The sequence below is a fragment of the Haloprofundus salinisoli genome (genome assembly GCF_020097815.1).
GTDB classification, from domain to species: domain Archaea; phylum Halobacteriota; class Halobacteria; order Halobacteriales; family Haloferacaceae; genus Haloprofundus; species Haloprofundus salinisoli.
In genome coordinates this window covers 290,297-306,602 of the sequence record NZ_CP083663.1, presented here as the reverse complement: position 1 = coordinate 306,602, position 16,306 = coordinate 290,297, and the positions used below count along the sequence as shown (strand labels likewise).

Annotated in this window: 19 protein-coding genes; 3 read left to right on the top strand and 16 right to left on the bottom strand. The window is 66.0% G+C overall.

Features of this window, described 5'->3' with window-relative positions:
• The first annotated feature begins 59 nt into the window (after nt 1-59).
• From LAQ73_RS01650 to LAQ73_RS01640, 3 genes are all read left to right on the top strand, one after another.
• The gene (locus tag LAQ73_RS01650; protein WP_224269522.1) at nt 60-254 is read left to right on the top strand and encodes a hypothetical protein; all 195 of its coding nucleotides are present in this window, start codon (nt 60-62) and stop codon (nt 252-254) included.
• 27 nt (nt 255-281) lie between these two features.
• Nucleotides 282-515 (top strand): DUF7543 family protein, encoded by a 234-nt coding sequence (locus LAQ73_RS01645; protein ID WP_224269521.1) that lies wholly within the window; start codon nt 282-284, stop codon nt 513-515.
• A gap of 333 nt (nt 516-848) precedes the next feature.
• Entirely contained in the window at nt 849-1,031 is a 183-nt protein-coding gene (locus LAQ73_RS01640; RefSeq protein WP_224269520.1) for a hypothetical protein, read from the top strand.
• A 31-nt stretch (nt 1,032-1,062) separates the two neighbouring features.
• On the opposite strand, the gene LAQ73_RS01635 is transcribed toward LAQ73_RS01640, so the two are convergent.
• The 16 genes from LAQ73_RS01635 to LAQ73_RS01560 all read right to left on the bottom strand — a co-directional run bounded on the left by LAQ73_RS01635 (nt 1,063) and on the right by LAQ73_RS01560 (nt 16,300).
• Nucleotides 1,063-1,314 carry a DUF6199 family natural product biosynthesis protein gene (locus LAQ73_RS01635; RefSeq protein ID WP_224269519.1) on the bottom strand — a complete coding sequence of 84 codons (252 nt, stop codon included), beginning with the start codon at nt 1,312-1,314 and terminating at the stop codon, nt 1,063-1,065.
• Between the two features lie 71 nt (nt 1,315-1,385).
• On the bottom strand, nt 1,386-2,168 hold the full coding sequence (locus LAQ73_RS01630; protein WP_224269518.1) for a CBS domain-containing protein: 783 nt from the start codon (nt 2,166-2,168) through the stop codon (nt 1,386-1,388).
• Between the two features lie 57 nt (nt 2,169-2,225).
• Complete coding sequence (locus tag LAQ73_RS01625) at nt 2,226-3,692, bottom strand: DHH family phosphoesterase (protein ID WP_224269517.1); 1,467 nt, start codon at nt 3,690-3,692, stop codon at nt 2,226-2,228.
• Nucleotides 3,693-3,862: 170 nt separating this feature from the next.
• Entirely contained in the window at nt 3,863-5,353 is a 1,491-nt protein-coding gene (locus tag LAQ73_RS01620; RefSeq protein ID WP_224270788.1) for an NADH-quinone oxidoreductase subunit N, read from the bottom strand.
• Between the two features lie 41 nt (nt 5,354-5,394).
• Nucleotides 5,395-6,930, bottom strand: coding sequence for a complex I subunit 4 family protein (locus LAQ73_RS01615; RefSeq protein WP_224269516.1), 1,536 nt, complete (start codon nt 6,928-6,930; stop codon nt 5,395-5,397).
• Entirely contained in the window at nt 6,927-8,969 is a 2,043-nt protein-coding gene (gene nuoL, locus LAQ73_RS01610; protein WP_224269515.1) for an NADH-quinone oxidoreductase subunit L, read from the bottom strand. Before nuoL ends, LAQ73_RS01615 begins: the two co-directional genes overlap by 4 nt.
• A gap of 2 nt (nt 8,970-8,971) precedes the next feature.
• A complete protein-coding gene (gene nuoK / locus LAQ73_RS01605; RefSeq protein WP_117591626.1) occupies nt 8,972-9,274 on the bottom strand; it encodes an NADH-quinone oxidoreductase subunit NuoK in 303 nt (100 codons plus the stop codon).
• A complete protein-coding gene (locus LAQ73_RS01600; protein ID WP_224269514.1) occupies nt 9,274-9,714 on the bottom strand; it encodes a proton-conducting membrane transporter in 441 nt (146 codons plus the stop codon). The genes nuoK and LAQ73_RS01600 overlap by 1 nt, the downstream gene beginning before the upstream one ends.
• Nucleotides 9,711-9,971: an NADH-quinone oxidoreductase subunit J gene (locus LAQ73_RS01595; RefSeq protein WP_058581408.1), complete on the bottom strand. Its 261-nt coding sequence runs from the start codon at nt 9,969-9,971 to the stop codon at nt 9,711-9,713. The genes LAQ73_RS01600 and LAQ73_RS01595 overlap by 4 nt, the downstream gene beginning before the upstream one ends.
• Nucleotides 9,972-10,050: 79 nt before the next feature.
• Nucleotides 10,051-10,512 (bottom strand): NuoI/complex I 23 kDa subunit family protein, encoded by a 462-nt coding sequence (locus LAQ73_RS01590; RefSeq protein WP_058581409.1) that lies wholly within the window; start codon nt 10,510-10,512, stop codon nt 10,051-10,053.
• On the bottom strand, nt 10,509-11,591 hold the full coding sequence (locus LAQ73_RS01585; RefSeq protein ID WP_224269513.1) for a complex I subunit 1/NuoH family protein: 1,083 nt from the start codon (nt 11,589-11,591) through the stop codon (nt 10,509-10,511). Before LAQ73_RS01585 ends, LAQ73_RS01590 begins: the two co-directional genes overlap by 4 nt.
• Nucleotides 11,588-13,258: an NADH-quinone oxidoreductase subunit D gene (locus LAQ73_RS01580; RefSeq protein WP_224269512.1), complete on the bottom strand. Its 1,671-nt coding sequence runs from the start codon at nt 13,256-13,258 to the stop codon at nt 11,588-11,590. The genes LAQ73_RS01585 and LAQ73_RS01580 overlap by 4 nt, the downstream gene beginning before the upstream one ends.
• Complete coding sequence (locus LAQ73_RS01575) at nt 13,255-13,953, bottom strand: NADH-quinone oxidoreductase subunit B (protein WP_224269511.1); 699 nt, start codon at nt 13,951-13,953, stop codon at nt 13,255-13,257. Before LAQ73_RS01575 ends, LAQ73_RS01580 begins: the two co-directional genes overlap by 4 nt.
• Nucleotides 13,950-14,363, bottom strand: coding sequence for an NADH-quinone oxidoreductase subunit A (locus LAQ73_RS01570; RefSeq protein ID WP_224269510.1), 414 nt, complete (start codon nt 14,361-14,363; stop codon nt 13,950-13,952). Before LAQ73_RS01570 ends, LAQ73_RS01575 begins: the two co-directional genes overlap by 4 nt.
• 132 nt (nt 14,364-14,495) lie before the next feature.
• Nucleotides 14,496-15,113, bottom strand: a complete 618-nt coding sequence (gene purE, locus LAQ73_RS01565; RefSeq protein WP_224269509.1) for a 5-(carboxyamino)imidazole ribonucleotide mutase — start codon at nt 15,111-15,113, stop codon at nt 14,496-14,498.
• Entirely contained in the window at nt 15,110-16,300 is a 1,191-nt protein-coding gene (locus LAQ73_RS01560; RefSeq protein WP_224269508.1) for a 5-(carboxyamino)imidazole ribonucleotide synthase, read from the bottom strand. Before LAQ73_RS01560 ends, purE begins: the two co-directional genes overlap by 4 nt.
• Nucleotides 16,301-16,306: the final 6 nt, after the last annotated feature.

Here is a 16,306-nt window from a genome sequence, read left to right as displayed (position 1 = left end):
GTCGTCTCCGTCTCGACAGGTACTCATTAACTAAGGACATTCATGTTCACTGACTGTACATGGGATTCGAATGGGTGGCGTACTTCGAGTGCAGCGCGTGCGGAACGGCCGAACGAGCGGACGTCATCGAATACGACTGCTTCGGATACGCGGTGTGTCCGGCCTGCGGCCACGAGACCGGCCCGCTCGCCAGCGCGAACGCTAACTCCAACGTAAACGCGAGCGCCGACGGCGACAGTCGGACAGCGCCGTAATTTAGTCGCGGCGGCCCAACGGGGGGTATGGGCTGGACGCGAACCGACCCGACGGACCGACTGACCGAGTGGAAACGCGACGACGGATGGGCGACGATCCGCCTGCGGGAGACGGGTGCGGGCCGGTGGGTCGTTCGCCTCGACCGACTCGAACAGGCACCGGAGGGCCGGACGTATCGCCGCGAGTCCGTCGACACCCGCGAGAGAGCGCGCGAACTCGTCGAAGCGTGGCGAGAGACGTTCGGCGCGCCGGAGCCGTGAACGGCTCCCTCCGTCAGTACTGTCCGAGCACGCCGAGTCGCCACGCCCGGTAACTCGCCCGGCCGAAGACGAACGCGCCGAGAGCCGAGTAGCCGACGGCGGTCAGCGCGAGCACCGCCACGTCGAGCGCCGGAAACCCCCAAAGCGGCCTCCCCGCGGTAATCGACTCGCGGAGTAGCGCGCTCCCCTGCGTCGGGGAAAGAAACCGGAGCGCCGGAACTGACGGGGGCGACGGCTTAACCGTTTGCCGGGGAGCGATTCGACGGTGCCGCTCGGTGCCGCCGGTCGCCGCGTGTCGAAGACGGTTTACTCGCGGCGGCCGACGGTGAGACGATGAGACCGAACGAGACGGTCGGACTGTTTTTCCTCGTCGTGGCGCTGGTGTCGGTCGTCCTCGCGGCGCTCCCGGTCGCCTCGTGGTGGCCGCTGTCGCGGCCGATTCCCATCCTCGCGTGGGCGGTCATCGGCCTGCTCATTATCGGCTTCGAGCGACGGAATCGGCGGATGGGCCCGTAACGACCCGCCGCCGTCCGCGAATCGAACGGCGTCACGGCCACAGCGACACGAGGAGCCCGAGTCTCCCCCAGTCGTACAGCAACCAGAGCCCCAAGAGGATAGCGAGGACGCCGCTCGCTCGGTACCAGAGAACGCCCAACTCGCTCAACTCCGAGTCACCGGTCACCGACAGCCAGTGACGCATCCTGAACATCGACTGCGGACGGGCGATGAAGAATAGCCCAGTGGCGACGGCGTAGAGTCCGATCAAGACGCCCATGGGGTCGATAATTCCGACGCTCACGCTCTTCGAAATACAGCGGACTGACAAAACTGCTCCGGTACTTGGAAACGCCGACACGCGGTCGTTCTCAGCTACTGTAATCGCTTCGTCGTCTCGATGAGCGGGTGGCGGGCGTAGTCGACAATGTCGATGTCGTCGATAGAAGAGAGCCCCTCCTTCTCGGCGGTGCGCTGCATCCCGAGCTCCACCACGTCGTCGACGACGATGACGTAGGCGTCCATCTCGTCCATCTCGGAGCGGGCGGCGGCGAGCACGCGGTGGTGACCGTCGGCCAGGAGGAGCGTCCCGTCGTTGTCGATGACGACGAGCGGTTCGGCGAGGCCGCGTTCGAGTTCGTACCGGCGACCTTCGAGTTCGTCGGCGTAGACCCGTCCCTGCGTCGGGATGAGCGACGAGATGGAGACCAGTCGGCGTTCCTCGTGAACCGGCACGTTGTGAATCTGTTCGAGCGTCCGCATCAGTTTCCCCACCTTCTCGGGCGTCGCGCGCTCGATCTGACTCCGAATCACGTCGGTGTTCGAGATGATGCCGACGAGGTTACCTGCGTCGTCGACGACGGGCAGTTTCTGGATGCCCGACCGGAGGATGACCCGAGCGGCGTCGGTGAGTTTCATCTCCGGGTGCGCGACGATGATGTCGTCGGTCATCACGGTGAAGATGGGCGCGTCGTCGTCGGCCATCAGGATGTCGCGGGCGTTGACGAACCCTTCGACCTTCCGGCCGTTACAGACGGGGAACCCGTTGTGGCCGTCGCTCTCGACGATTCGGCGCGCGACGTCGGAGACGGTGTCGTCCGGCGAGACGGTCGACACCTCGCGGGTCATGTACTCTTTCACCGCGGCGTTCCCGGACATGGCCGTGGATACGCGAGCGGGCGGCAAAAAGCGTGGTGTCGCCTCGTCGCGCCGACGTCAGGTCCGCTCGTCCAGCGGAAACTCCAGCGTCAACCCCTCGGCGTCGGCGACGCCGGGTGCGGGGGCGGTGTCGAGCGTCTCGAAGAACCGACCGCTGACGATGCCGCGGACCACCTCGGTCAGCGACTCCTTCGCGTCGTCGCCGACGTCTTCGAGGATGCCGAGCGGCAGTTGCGCGCCCGCCATGTCGGCGTGGCCGCCCGCGCTGCCAATCTGGCCGAGCGCGTCTCTGAGCGTCTCGCCGAGGTCTATGTCGGCCCCGCGTGCGCGCCCGGAGACGTAGACGGTGCCGTCCCTGTAGCCGTAGACGACAGACACCTGGACGCCCTCCATGTCGAGCAGGCGCTCTGCGGCCTGTGCGAGCGCGTCGCGGTCGTTTATCTCGCCGACGCAGGAGGCAAGCGCCGTCCCCCGAATCTCGCGGTTGCGGATGGCGCGAGCGATGGTCTCGAACACGTCGGCGCTCATGCTCGGCGTCTCGACGCGTTCGAGCACCGAGACGTCGACGCGTTCGAGCAGGTACGCCGTCGCCTCGAAGTCGGTCTTCGACACCTCGCGGGTGAAATCTTTGGTGTCGACGCGGATACCGTACAGCAGCGCCGTCGCGACCGTCCGGTCCAACTCGCAGCCCAGTCGCTCCAGGTAGTCGGCCAACAGCGTGCTCGTCGCGCCTACCTCGCTTCTGAGGTCGACGAAGCGTGCTTCGACGGGTGCTCGCGGCGGATGGTGGTCGATGACGATGTCGACGAGCGTCTCGGGGTCGAGGCCGTCGTTGACGCCGGGACGGGAGTGGTCGACGAGGGCGATACCGGCGTACGGTTCTAACTCGTCGGTCGACTCCAGATTCCTGAGCTGGAGGTCCAGCAGGTTGACCAGCGCGCGGTTCTCCTGGTGGGAGATCTCGCCGAAGTAGCAGGCGTCGGCCTCGACGCCGACCGTCTCGGCGAGCCGACAGAGCGCGACGGCGCTGGCGATGGCGTCGGGGTCGGGGTTGTCGTGCGTGACGACGGCGAGCGGGCCGTCCAACTCGCGCAGCACCGAGAGCAGCCGCCGGAGGCGACGGGCGGGTTCTCGGTCGACCATCTCGACGACGTAGCCGGTCAACACCGCCGTCGCGTCGATGACCCGGTCGGCGGCGGCGGCGAGTCGCTCGACGGACTCGAGGTCGGCCTCGACGCCCGCGTACGCCATCACCTGCGCGTTCGGGAACCGGCGGCGCGCACTCTCGACGGCGGCGAGGTTTCGCTCGGCGTCTTCGCCGACGACGAGGACGAGGTCGGCCGCCGCCGGATATCTCTCGGGGTCGGTCGGGTCGCTGTGTATCGCTCTGACGCCTTCCTCGCGCAACGACGTTACGCGTTCGGGGTCGTCGGTGATCACCTGAACGCGGCCGGGACGCTCGGCGAGCATCTCCAGCATCGCGTGACCGACCGGGCCGCAACCGAGCAGCAGCCACCTCACCATACCCGACGTTCGGTCGCCTCGGGGGAAAACCCTACCGTCCTCACGCGGGGTCGGGGAGTCGACACGAGCGTCGTCGCTTCCAGTATCGTGCCTCGAACGTCGTCGCTCCCGGAGGCGGAACTCGCAGTGCGAGACGGAGAAAACGGAAACTCGGCGGTCGAAAGGCGAACTCAGGCGAACAGCGTTCCGGCGACGGTCTGGGCCGTCTCGATGACCGGCGGGAAGCCGGGCAGCAGCAAGACGGTACCGACGGCGGCGAGCATCAGGGCGGCGTACAGCCCGACGGGCTGGCTGCCGAGTTCGACCGGTCCGCTCGGGTCCTCGAACCACATCGCGCGCACGACGCGGCTGTAGTAGAACAGCGACAGCACGCTGTTGAGCGCGCCGATGGCGGCGAGCCACCAGAAGCCGTTCTCGATGGCCTCGAAGAAGAGGAAGTACTTCGAGAAGAAGCCGCCGAACGGCGGCAGGCCGGCGAGACTGAACATGAAGACCGACATCGCAACGCAGGCGACCGGTGCCTGCGTCGCCAGGCCGTTGTAGTCCTCGAACGTCCTTCCGATGCCCCAGCGTTCCACCATCGCGATGAAGAGGAACGCCCCGGTGTTCATGAAGCCGTAGACGAACAGGTGCGCCATGCTCGCGCCGAGCACGTTGCCGTTGGCGCTACCGCCCGCGGACAGCGCCGCGAGGCCGATGAGCGCGTAGCCGGCGTGACCGATGCTGGAGTACGCGAGCATCCGCTTTACGTTCTCCTGGGTTGCCGCGGCGAAGTTGCCGAGCGTCATCGTGACGACGGCGAGAATCTGGAACGCGAGCACCCAGTTGATGCCCTCCGGAATCGTCGCGAGCGGGAACGCTTCGACGAAGACTCGGAAGGCGACGGCGAACCCGGCGGCCTTCGAGGCCGACGAGAGGAACGCCGACACGGGCGCGGGCGCGCCCTCGTACGCCTCCGGTGCCCAGAAGTGGAACGGGACGGAGGCCGTCTTGAACGCGAAGCCGCCGGCGACCATCAGCACGCCGAGGCCGGCGATGCCGACGAACTCGCCGCCGCTGAGCGCCTCCGCGACGTCGGCGAAGATGAGAGAGCCGGTGGCGGCGTAGACGAGGCTGACGCCGAAGGTGAACACCGCCGCCGAGAGCGCGCCGATGAGGAAGTACTTCAGCCCCGCTTCGACGCTGCCACGGTTCTGCTTGAGGTACGCGACGAGCACGTACGACGGCAGCGAGGCGAGTTCGAGGCTCACCAGTACGGTCGCCAGCGAGTTCGCCGAGGCCATCAGCGCCATCCCGCTGGCGGCGAACAGCACGAGCGAGTAGAACTCGCCTTGGTGCCTGTGCCCGTGCAGGTAGTCGTAGCTGGCGATGGTGACCATCACGACGACGCTCGTGAAGATGGCCGTGAAGAACAGGCTCATCCCGTCGACGACGAGCGCGTCGGCGAACAGCAAGATCGCGCCGTTGTCCTGCCCGACGCCGGTGGCGAGCGACCACGCGGTGGCCGCCAGCGCGGCGGCGGCACCGAGCGTCGAGACGCCCGCCAACAGCGCGCTGTTGGTCGTATCCGCGTCGATACTGTCGATGAGCAGGAGTACGAGCCCCGTCACCGCGAGGATGAGCACCGGCGCGAGCGCCGTCCACTCGGGCAGCTGGCCCATCTGGAGCGGCGTTGCGAGCGCGGCGAGTGCGGCGGGTGCCGTCATTGCAGCACACCTCCGATGACCGGGTCGACTGCGTCGGTGATCATACTGAAGAATATCTCCGGAGCGACGCCGAGAGCGATGATGCAGACGAGCAGCACCGCCAGCGGCAGCGTGTCGTGCAGCGGTGCCCGTCCGACCTCGTAGTCGGTTTCGAGGCGGAACGGACCGAACAGCGTCCGCTGCATGGCGAACAGCAGGTAGCCCGCGACGATGACGATGCCGAACATCGCCGCCGCCGTGAACAGCGCGAGACCGTTACCCGCGATGACCGTCGACTGGAACGCGCCGGTGAAGATGAAGAACTCCGCGGCGAAGCCGGCCATCAGCGGCAGCCCCATGTAGCCGAACGCGCCGGCGATGAGGATCGCCGTCGTGACGGGCATTCGGTCTGCCATCCCGGACATGTCGCCGACCATCCGGGTGTGGGTCGTGTTGTAGATGACGCCGACCGCCATGAACATCAGCCCCGAGATGAGGCCGTGGGCGACCATCTGGAACGTCGCGCCGCCGACGCCGTAGGCGGTGTAGGCGACGAGACCGAGGATGACGTACCCCATCGACGAGACCGAGGAGTACGCGACGATGCGTTTGAGGTCCTGCTGTGCGAGCGCGAGCAGCGCGCCGTAGATGACGCTCAGCACCGCGATGGCCGCGATGAACGGCGCGTACTCGACGGCGACCTCCGGCAGCATCGTGAAGTTGAATCGAAGTAAGGCGTACGTCCCCATCTTCAGGAGGACGCCCGCCAGCATCACCGACACCGGCGTCGGGGCTTCGACGTGAGCGTCCGGAAGCCAGGTGTGGACCGGCACGACCGGCACCTTCACTGCGAAGCCGAAGAACATCGCCGCGAAGGCGACGACCTGGAGCGTGCTCGCGTCGAGGCCGTAGAACGACCCGAGTTCACCGGCGCGAAGCGCCTGTGCGACGTCGGGCAGCGCGAACGACGACGTCGAGTCGCCGAGGCCCAGCACGAGCGCCATGAAGCCGATGAACATGATGAGCGACGCCGCGTTCGTGTAGACGAAGAACTTGATGGCGGCGTACTTCCGGCGCGGGCCGCCCCAGACGCCGATGAGGAAGTACATCGGCACGAGGACCGCTTCCCAGAAGATGAACCAGAGGAAGAAGTCCAGCGCCGTGAACACGCCGAGCAGGTTCGCCTCCATGAACAGCATGAGGCCGAAGAACTGCGACTGGCGGTGCTGGATGGGCGTCCACGCGCTCACGATGGCGAGCGAGGTGAGCACCGTCGTCAGCACGACCAGCGGCAGGCTGATACCGTCGACGCCGACGTACCACGAGATCTCGTAGCCCGCGAGCTGCAGCCACGGGACGGTTGTCTCGAACGCGGTCTGACCGCCCTGCAAGAGGGCGTTGCCGGACGCGTCGAACTGCGACCACATGTAGAGGCTCCCGACGACGGGAACCAGACTGAGAGCGAACGCGCCGCGGCCGGCCAGTCGGTCCGGAAGGACGAACGCGACCAGTGCGGCGACGAACGTGAATGCGATGAGCGCTTCGATTATCATACGAACCAACCTCCTTCGAGGCCGAGGATGACGAGCAGTGCGACGAGTCCGAGCGTCAACAGCGCCGCGTAGTTGCTGACCACACCCGTCTGGATGCGGCGGACGCGACTACCCGACAGCAGGCTGACGCTGGAGATGCCGTTGACGACGCCGTCGACGACTCCCTGGTCGAACTTGTCGGCCGCGCGCGAGACGCCGCGGGTGACGTCGTTTGCGAGCCAGACCTGATACTCGTCCTGGTAGTAGTTGTTGAACAGTACCGTCTTGGCGCTCCCGAGGCGGTCGGTGTGTTCGACCGGCGAGGGGACGTTGTACAGCGAGTACGCGAGCGCCGAACCGGCCAGCGCCAGACCCAGCGAGAGGCCGCCCGAGATGAGCGTCGTTCCGAGTTCACCGCCGGCGAGAGTGCCGACGCTGTAGTGAGCGTACTCGTGCGTGAGTTCGCCGTAGTACTCGCTCGTCAGTCCCGATGGACCGTGCGCGAGCCAGTCGTGCAGGAACTCGATGTGCAGCCCCGTCAGTTTCGCCACCGGCACCATGTTGATGAAGCCGGCGACCACCGCGAGCACGCCGAGGACCGCGAGCGGCCCTTTGACGTTCCAGCGGACGCCGTGGGGGTTGCGCGCCGTCTCCGTCCGGGGCTTCCCGTGGAAGGTCAAGAAGACCATCCGGAAGGTGTAGAACCCGGTGAAGAACACCGCGAGGAGACCCATCGCCCACGCGGCCAAGAGCAGCGGACTGCCCCCGAGACCGTGCGCGAGCGCCTCGTAGAGCACCTCGTCTTTCGACCAGAAGCCCGAGAACGGGAAGATGCCCGCGAGCGCGAGCGAGCCCGCGAGGAACGTGTAGTACGTCGTGGGCATGCGCTCTTTGAGGCCGCCCATGTCCCACATGTTCTCGTTGTGGTGCATCGCGATGATGACCGACCCCGCACCCAGGAACAGCAGCGCCTTGAAGAACGCGTGCGTCATCAGGTGGAAGGTCGCGGCGATGTAGCCGCCCGAACCCAGCGCGAGCATCATGTAGCCGTACTGGGAGATAGTCGAGTACGCGAGCACCTGTTTGATCTCGCGCTTGACGACGCCCATCGTCGCCGCGAACAGGGCGGTGAACCCGCCGATGAACGCGATGATGGCGAGCGTCGTCGGCGTCAGCGCGTAGAAGCCGTACATCCGCGCGACGAGGTAGACACCGGCGGCGACCATCGTCGCCGCGTGGATGAGCGCCGACACGGGGGTCGGACCCTCCATGGCGTCGGGCAGCCACGTGTGCAGCGGGAACTGCGCGGACTTACCCACCACGCCGCCGAGGACGAGGAGGCCGATGACGGTGAACCACGCCTGCGGGTCGAGTCCGAAGAACGTGGTCACGTCGCCCGCGCCCTCGCCCGCGAGTGCCGCTTCCGCGAGCGCCGGGAAGCTTCCCTCGCCAGCGAACGCCGCCGTGCCGAACGTGGCGAAGACGGCGACGACGCCGATGAGGAAGAAGTAGTCACCGAAGCGCGTGACGAGGAACGCTTTCTTCGCCGCGCTCGGCGGAGCGGTCTCGCGGAACCAGAAGCCGATGAGCAGGAACGAGCAGAGCCCGACCAGCTCGAAGAACATGAACGCCATCAGCAGGTTGTCCGCGACGACGAAGCCAAGCATCGACGCCGTGAACAGGCCGAGACCGGCGTAGTACCGCGGAAGGCCGGTCTCGCCCTCGTCGTTCATGTAGCCGAGCGAGAAGACGTGGACGAGGAACGCGATGAGCGTGACGATGATTAGCATCATCGCCGACAGCGGGTCGATGAGCAGTCCGAACGTCAGCTCGAACGGGAGTTGCTCTGCGCCCGCCCACGTGTAGAGCGTCTGTTGAAGCGTTGCGCCGCCCGCTACCGTCAGTACCGTCCAGATCGAGAGCAACAGCGACCCTGCGGTGGCCGTGATGCCCGCGAGTGCGCCCCCTTTGGGCATGTACTTGCCCGCGAAGAGCGCGACTAGGAACGAGAAGAACGGCAGGAGAACGATCGCCGGAACGAAGTCGAATGCACCTACCATAGTTACCACCTCATCGACGCTGCGTCCGTCACGTCCACGTCACCGAAGTTGCGGTAGAGCGTGAGGATGATGCCGATGCCGATGGCGACCTCCGCGGCCGCCAGCGCCATCGTGAACAGGCTCAGCGTCTGGCCCGTTACGTTGCCCCAGTACACCGAGAAGGCGACGAGGTTGATGTTCGCCGCGTTCAGCATCAACTCGACCGACATCAGGAACAACAGCGCGTTCCGACGCGTGAGGATGCCGAACAGACCGATACAGAAGACGGCACCCGCGAGAAGCAGGTAGTACTGCGGGGGCACCATCAGCGGTCACCTCCGGTAGTCGTGTCGTCAGCGACGCCACCATCTGCTCGCGCGGCGGGGCCGCGTCCGTCGGTCGGCTCGCCGCCGCTGGTCGGGTCGTCGCTGCGAACGTCGTCGACGAGCGCCGTCACGACTTCGCCGGCCTCCTCGCGCTTTGCGAGGTAAACGGCGGCGTCGATGGCGACGTCGAGCGCGATCGCCATGATGAGAAACGCCGCGAGGAAGCCCTCGGCGCTCACGATCTGTTGCTGCAGTTGGTCCGCCGAGATGTTGAACATCGCGTAGCCGATACTGGCGACGATGCTGACGTCGGCCGGGAACCCCTGCGGGTCACCGAACTCCGCCTGCAGGAACACGACAGCCATCACGACGAACAGTCCCAGGGCCGCGAGCCCCGGGAGGAAGTTCGAGTCGTCGTTCAACTGCGGTTTAGTCGTCATGTGCTACTCACCTCCGGGTCGGTCCGCGTGAGCATCACGGCGAACGTGATGAGGATGAGTACCCCGCCCACGTAGACGAGAATCTGCATCGCTGCAAGGAACTCCGCTTGCAGCATCACGTAGTGCACCGCGACGCTCAAGAGCGCGCCCCCGAGCAGGAGTGCGGAGTGCCAGATGTCCCGCACGAGGACGACGCCCAGGCTGCAGCCCACGGTAACGAGGGCGAACAGCGCGAACGCCAGGGTTTCATAAACCATTGTGTGTGTCTCCTTGAGGTATCCGTTTGAAGGTTTCGAGAACGTGCGACGCGCCCGACTTCGGACGCTTCGCTCTCGATTACTGGTAGTCGACCTCGCCGTCTCCCTCGCCGACCCACGCGTCCCGGTCGGGGTTGCGCGAGTTGAGGGGGTCGATCCCTTTGTACCAGGGGACGTTCTTGAGCTGTTCCTTGTTGTAGACGAACTCGTTTTTCGTGTCCGCCGTGAACTCGAAGTTCTGCGTCAGCAGGATGGCGTCGACGGGACAGACCTCCTCGCAGAGTCGGCAGTAGATGCACTGGCCGATGTGGAGGTTGTACTGCTCGCCGTTGCGCTTGTCGTCCTGAACGATCTGGATCGTGTCGTTCGGACAGACGTTTTCGCACTGGCGACACCAGATGCAGCGCTCCTGGCTGAACTTGTGCACGCCGCGGAACCGCGGACTCACCTCGGGGGCGACGTCCGGGTACTCGACGGTGAACGTCTGGCCGTCGAGGGCGTGTTTCATCGTCGTTGCCATCGATTTCAGGATTCCAATCATGCTATCACTCCCACGATGATGGCCGTGAGAACCAGGTTGGCGAAGGAGAGCACGAGCATCCCCTTCCAACCGATGTCGAGCAGCTGGTCGATGCGGACGCGCGGAATCGCCGAGCGCGCCCACTGCGTGAACAGGAACACCGCCCAGATCTTGATGAGGAACCAGACGAAGCCCGGAATCACTTCCAGCGCCGCGATGGGCGCGGCCGGGCCGCCGAGGAACAGCGTCGCGATGAGCGCGCCACCCAGGAAGATGTGCAGGAACTCCCCGAGGTAGAACAGCACGAAGTAGACGCTGGAGTACTCGGTCTGGTACCCGGCGACGATCTCGGTCGGTGCCTCCGGAATGTCGAACGGGTTGCGGCCGATCTCGGCCATGTTGGCGACGAGGAACAGCACGAACGCGAACGGGTTGACGAACGCGAACCACTGCGGAATCGTCAGGCCGCCGCCGAAACCGATGAGCGGCTCGCGCTGGACGGCGACGATCTCGCTCATCTGCAGCGTGCCGGTGAAGATGACCACCGACGCCGCCGTCACGATGAGCGGAATCTCGTAGGCGATGTTCTGCGCCACCGCGCGCAGGCCGCCCATGAGCGAGTACTTGTTGTTCGACGCGTAGCCGCCCATCACGAGCGACAGCGACGCGATGGACGCGACGGCGAACGCGAAGACGAGCCCCGTCTCGGGGTCGGCCAGTTGGATGCCGCTGCCCATCGGGATGACCGCGAAGCCCAACAGCGCCGACGCCGGCAGGATGATGGGTGCGAGGTCCCACGCCGGACGATCGACCCCTTCGGGAACGATGAGCTCCTTCGAGAGCAGTCGAACCGCGTCGGCGATGATGATGAACAGGCCGAACGGCCCGATACGGTTGACCGCGATGCGGTCGGTGAACGCCGCGGTGATCTTCCGCTTCGCCCACGGCCCGGCGACGGCGGTCATCGCCAGCATGATGTTCGCGATGAGAAACGCCGCGAGGAGTCCGCCGACGACCTGTCCGAGCAACCCGTCGCCGAGACCGAGCAGGCCCGCGATGCGTTCGGGCAGCAGTACCGGTCCTTGCTGCAGCGGCGTCATCGGTCGACCTCACCGAGTACGATGTCGAGGCTGCCGAGCGACGCGATCATGTCCGGGACGTACTCGCCGTTCGACATCTCCGGCAGCGTCTGCAGGTTCGAGAAACACGGGCTCCGAATCTTGAAGCGACCGGGTTTCTCGGTGCCGTCGGCGCGGATGTAGATGCCGAGTTCGCCTTTCGCGCCTTCGACGGCGCGGTAGATCTCGGTGTCGTCCTCGGGACGGAGCGTCCGCGGCACGTTCGACTGGATGTTCCGCTCGTCCTCGGGCCAGTCCTCGAGGATGTCGATGCACTGCTCGATGATCTTCGCCGACTCTTCGACCTCCTTCATCCGGACGAGCAGCCGCGAGTAGTTGTCGCAGCCATCTTCGACGATGACGTTCCAGTCGAGGTTCTCGTAGTAGCCGTAGGGGTCGTCGCGGCGAAGGTCGTAGTCGACGCCCGACCCGCGGAGCACCGGTCCCGTCGCGCCGTAGTTCTTGGCGACTTCCGGGGGCAACACGCCGGTACCGATGGTGCGCGACTGGAGAATCTCGTTGCCGGTGATGAGGTCGTGGTACTCTTCGAGCGCCTCCGGCAGCTCTTCGAGGAAGTCGCGGGTCTTCTCGAAGAACTCCTCGCGGGGCTCGGGGAGGTCCCAGACGACGCCGCCGAGACGGAAGTAGTTGAACATCAGCCGCTGACCGGTGAGGTCCTCGAGGATGTTCTGGGCCTTCTCGCGGTCGCGGATGGCGTACATGAAGATGGCCGTGAAGTCGCCGTAGACGTCGAGCGCGAACGTCCCGACCGCCAGCATGTGCGCGGCGATGCGGCAGAGCTCCGCGCCCATCGTCCGGATGACCTGCGCGTATTCGGGCACCTCGATGTCGGCGAGGTCCTCGGCCGCGCGGGCGTACGCCCACTCGTTGAGCAGGCCCGCCGAGATGTAGTCCCAGCGGTCCGGGTACGGCATGATCTGGTAGCGGTAGGTGCCGTTCTGGCACATCTGCTCCTCACAGCGGTGGAGGTAGCCGATGTCGGGGTTGACGTCGGCGACCTGCTCGCCGTCGAGCGTGCACTCCAGGTGGAGCACCCCGTGGGTCGCCGGGTGGTGCGGCCCGATGTTGAGGTACATCGTCTCCGAGTCCTGGTCGTCTCTGTGGTCCTCCTGGAGCGGGTTCGCGTGCTCGCGGAGCGAGACGACCTGCGGGCGTTCCTGGTCGTAATCTTTCGCCAGCGGGTGGCCCTGCCACGTCTCCGGCAGGAGGATGCGCCGCATGTCGGGGTGGCCCTCGTACTCGATGCCGACGAGGTCGTACGCCTCGCGCTCGTGCCAGTCAGCGGTCCGGAAGACCGGTTCGGCCGACTGGCTGACTGGATTGTCCTTCGACGTGGGAACGACGACGCTGACCTCCTGGGTCGGGTCGTCGAACTTCTTCATGTGGTAGATGGACTCGTAGCGGTCCGCGCGCTCCTCGGCGGTGAGGCAGGAGAGGTGGTCGAAGCCCGCTTCGTTCTTCAGAAGCGAGAGCGTCTCCTGGACCGAGTCCGGCCGGATGACGTAGCCCGGCGCGTTGATGTGTTCCTCGCGTCCGATGACGAGGTCGCCGAGCAGGTCGGCGAGTTCGTCGGCGCTGTGGCGCTGGACGCTCTTGCTCTCGGACGTCTCGGGTCGTTCCAAGCTCATGGCGAATCAGCCCAGTTATAGCGCATGACGAGGTCGTCGGTGTCTATCTCCTCGGCGAGTTGGTCGACGATCTCGTCGCGTTCGAGGTCGCCGAACTGCTCGAGTTCGTACGGTTTGACGACGACCGGCGAACTCTCGCCGTTGGCGATGCGCTCTTGGAGTTTGGCGACGCCGTAGACGAGCGCCTCGGGGCGCGGCGGACAACCGGGGATGTGGATGTCGACGGGGATGACCTCCTCTGCGCCCTTGATGACGTTGTACCCCTCCTGGAACGGGCCGCCCGAGATGGTACAGGAGCCCATGCCGACGACGAACTTCGGCTCGGGCATCTGGTCGTAGACGCGCTTCATCCGCGGGGCGAACTTCGAGACGATAGTGCCCGGCACGATGATGACGTCCGCCTGTCGCGGCGAGGCACGCGGCACACCCGCGCCGAAGCGGTCGAGGTCGTGTTTGACCGCGTACGTGTGCATCATCTCGATGCTGCAGCAGGCGATGCCGAACTGCAGCATGAACATCGACGACCCCCGGACCCAGTTCATGAACTTGTCGAACTTCGTGAGGATGAACGGCGACGAGCCGAACGCCTCCCGGAGTTTGGAGTTGAACCGGTTGTCTGCGCCCGCCAAGCGGGCGTCGCGGGTATCGGTCAGTACTTGTGAATCGTCTGTGACGAATGGCTGGTCGCTACTCATGATTGCCTCTCAGTCTTCCGACGGGTCGCACGCGGGCTTTTGACCCACTCGACCGCGCCGTTGCGCCACGCCCAGAGGAGACCGACGACGAGGATTCCGACGAAGACGAGCATCGGCGTCAACACCGCTCCGAGACTGACACCCTGCTCCAGTGCGGAGCGATAGATGACGGTCCACGGGAAGATGAGGACGGTTTCGATGTCGAAGACGACGAACAGCAGCGCAACCATGTAGTACTGGATGTTGAACTGGATGCGCGCGCTCCCCGTCGGAATCTCACCGCTCTCGTAGGTGGCACTTTTTCCTTGTTCCGGCACACTCGGGCGAAGCAACGACGACACCGCCATCATCCCAATCGGGATGCCGATGCCGACGACCGCCAGTGCGCCGATGGCTATCCATGGATTCATACCGGAGTTTCCAACGTCCGGCGCTTGGGTGTGCTACCCTATAAGCGTTGATTGTTGCCTTCTCGGGCGAAAACGACGCCGTCGAGTCTCCAGAAGACGATTCGGCCCGGAGCGACCGCCGACGCGTCGGTGTTATCCCTTTCGGCCCCTGTAACCGTCGAGTCCGAGTCGGTGGAGGTCGCGCGAAGCCTCGGCGACGCCGCCCTGGAGACCGTCGTGGTACTCGACCAGTCGTTCCACAAGCTTTTCGTGTGCGCGTGAGAGAATCTGTCCCGCCGAGAGCCCCGCGTTGAACGATTTTCCGGCGTCGACGGCGACTATCGGCGCGCCTGTGGGCATCCCGATGACCGAGTCAACGGACTTCTCTTGGACCGGGACGCCGATTACGGGTAAGGGGTAGGCGATGGACGCGGTCATGTTCGGCAGGTCCGCGGATTTCCCGCCCGCGCCGGCGATGATGACTTCGACGCCGCGCGCGGCGGCCGTCTCGCCGTAGGCGTACATCAACTCGGGCGTCCGGTGCGCGGAGACGACGTAGCTCTCGAAGCTAAAGCGCGCGTCGGGCGCGTCGTCGTAGTCGGTTTGCTCTTCGAAGCCCAACGTTTCGAGCGCTTCGTACGCGCCGGCCATCACGTCGAGGTCCGAGTCCGACCCCATGATGATGCCCACGTCGGGCGTCTCCGCGGCCGGTGTCTCCCGCTCGGCTTCCGTTTCCAACTGGTCGATGAGTTGCTGTATCTCGTCGGTCATTCTCCCCTCTCCGTGTCTGCTCCGAGTCTGTCGCTGCTGAAGGTCAGTTCGTCGGCGAGTCCGCGCGCCGTTTCGAGCAACTCGTCTGTCGTCGCGTCTCCCTCTCCGCCGTCGACGAGCGTCACGTGACCCATCTTCCGCAGCGGCCGGACCTCCCGCTTGCCGTACCAGTGCAGTCCCGCGCCCGCCGTCGACAGCGCGCGTTCGACGCCCTGCAGTTCGGCAGTCTGCGACTCGTCGACGTCGCCCAGGAGATTCGCGCTGACGGCGACGCCGCGGCGCTCGGTCGCACCCAGCGGCCACCCGAGCACCGACCGGGCGTGCTGTTCGAACTGCGAGGTCAGCGCGCCCTCGATGGTCCAGTGCCCGGAGTTGTGCGGCCGCGGGGCGATCTCGTTCACCGAAATCTCGCCGTCGGACTCGAACAGTTCGATACCGAAGACGCCGCGACCGTCGAGCAGCGAGAGGACGTCGCGGGCGACTTCCTCGGCCCGCTCTCTGACCTCGTCGGTCGTCCGCGCCGGCACCACCGTCTCGCGCAGAATCTCGTCCTCGTGGACGTTCTCGCCGGCGGGGAACGTTCGTAGCTCGTCGTCGCCGCGGACGGCGATAACGGAGAGTTCGCGCTCGAACTCGACGAACGACTCGGCCATCGCGGGCACACCGCCGAGCTCCGCCAGCGCGTCTTCGGCCTCGTCGACGGAGCGGACGGGGACGTTCCCGCGTCCGTCGTAGCCGCCGGTTCGCGCCTTCAGCATCACCGCGCCGAACGTCTCGACGGCGGCTTCTAACTCCGAAACGTCGTCGACGCGGCGGAACGGGGGTACCGGTACCCCGGCGTCTTCGAGGGTCTGCTTCTGGACGAGTTTGTCCTGAATCGTCCGCAGCGTCTCCGGCGAGGGGTGGACGGCGACGCCGTACTCGTCTCGGACCGATTCGAGCACGTCGGGGTCGGCCAGCTCTATCTCGAACGTCAGTACGTCGGCGCGTTCGGCGAGTTCGCGGACGCCTTCGGGGTCGTCGAACGAGCCGTCGACCTGTTCTGCGACGGCCGACGCCGGGCAGTCCGGCGTCGGGTCGAGGACGACGACGTCGACGCCGAGCGGCGCGGCCGCCTCCGCCAGCATCCGGCCGAGTTGGCCCCCACCGACGACGCCGATGGTCGGACCGGGAAGCGTGATTGTCACGGTCGC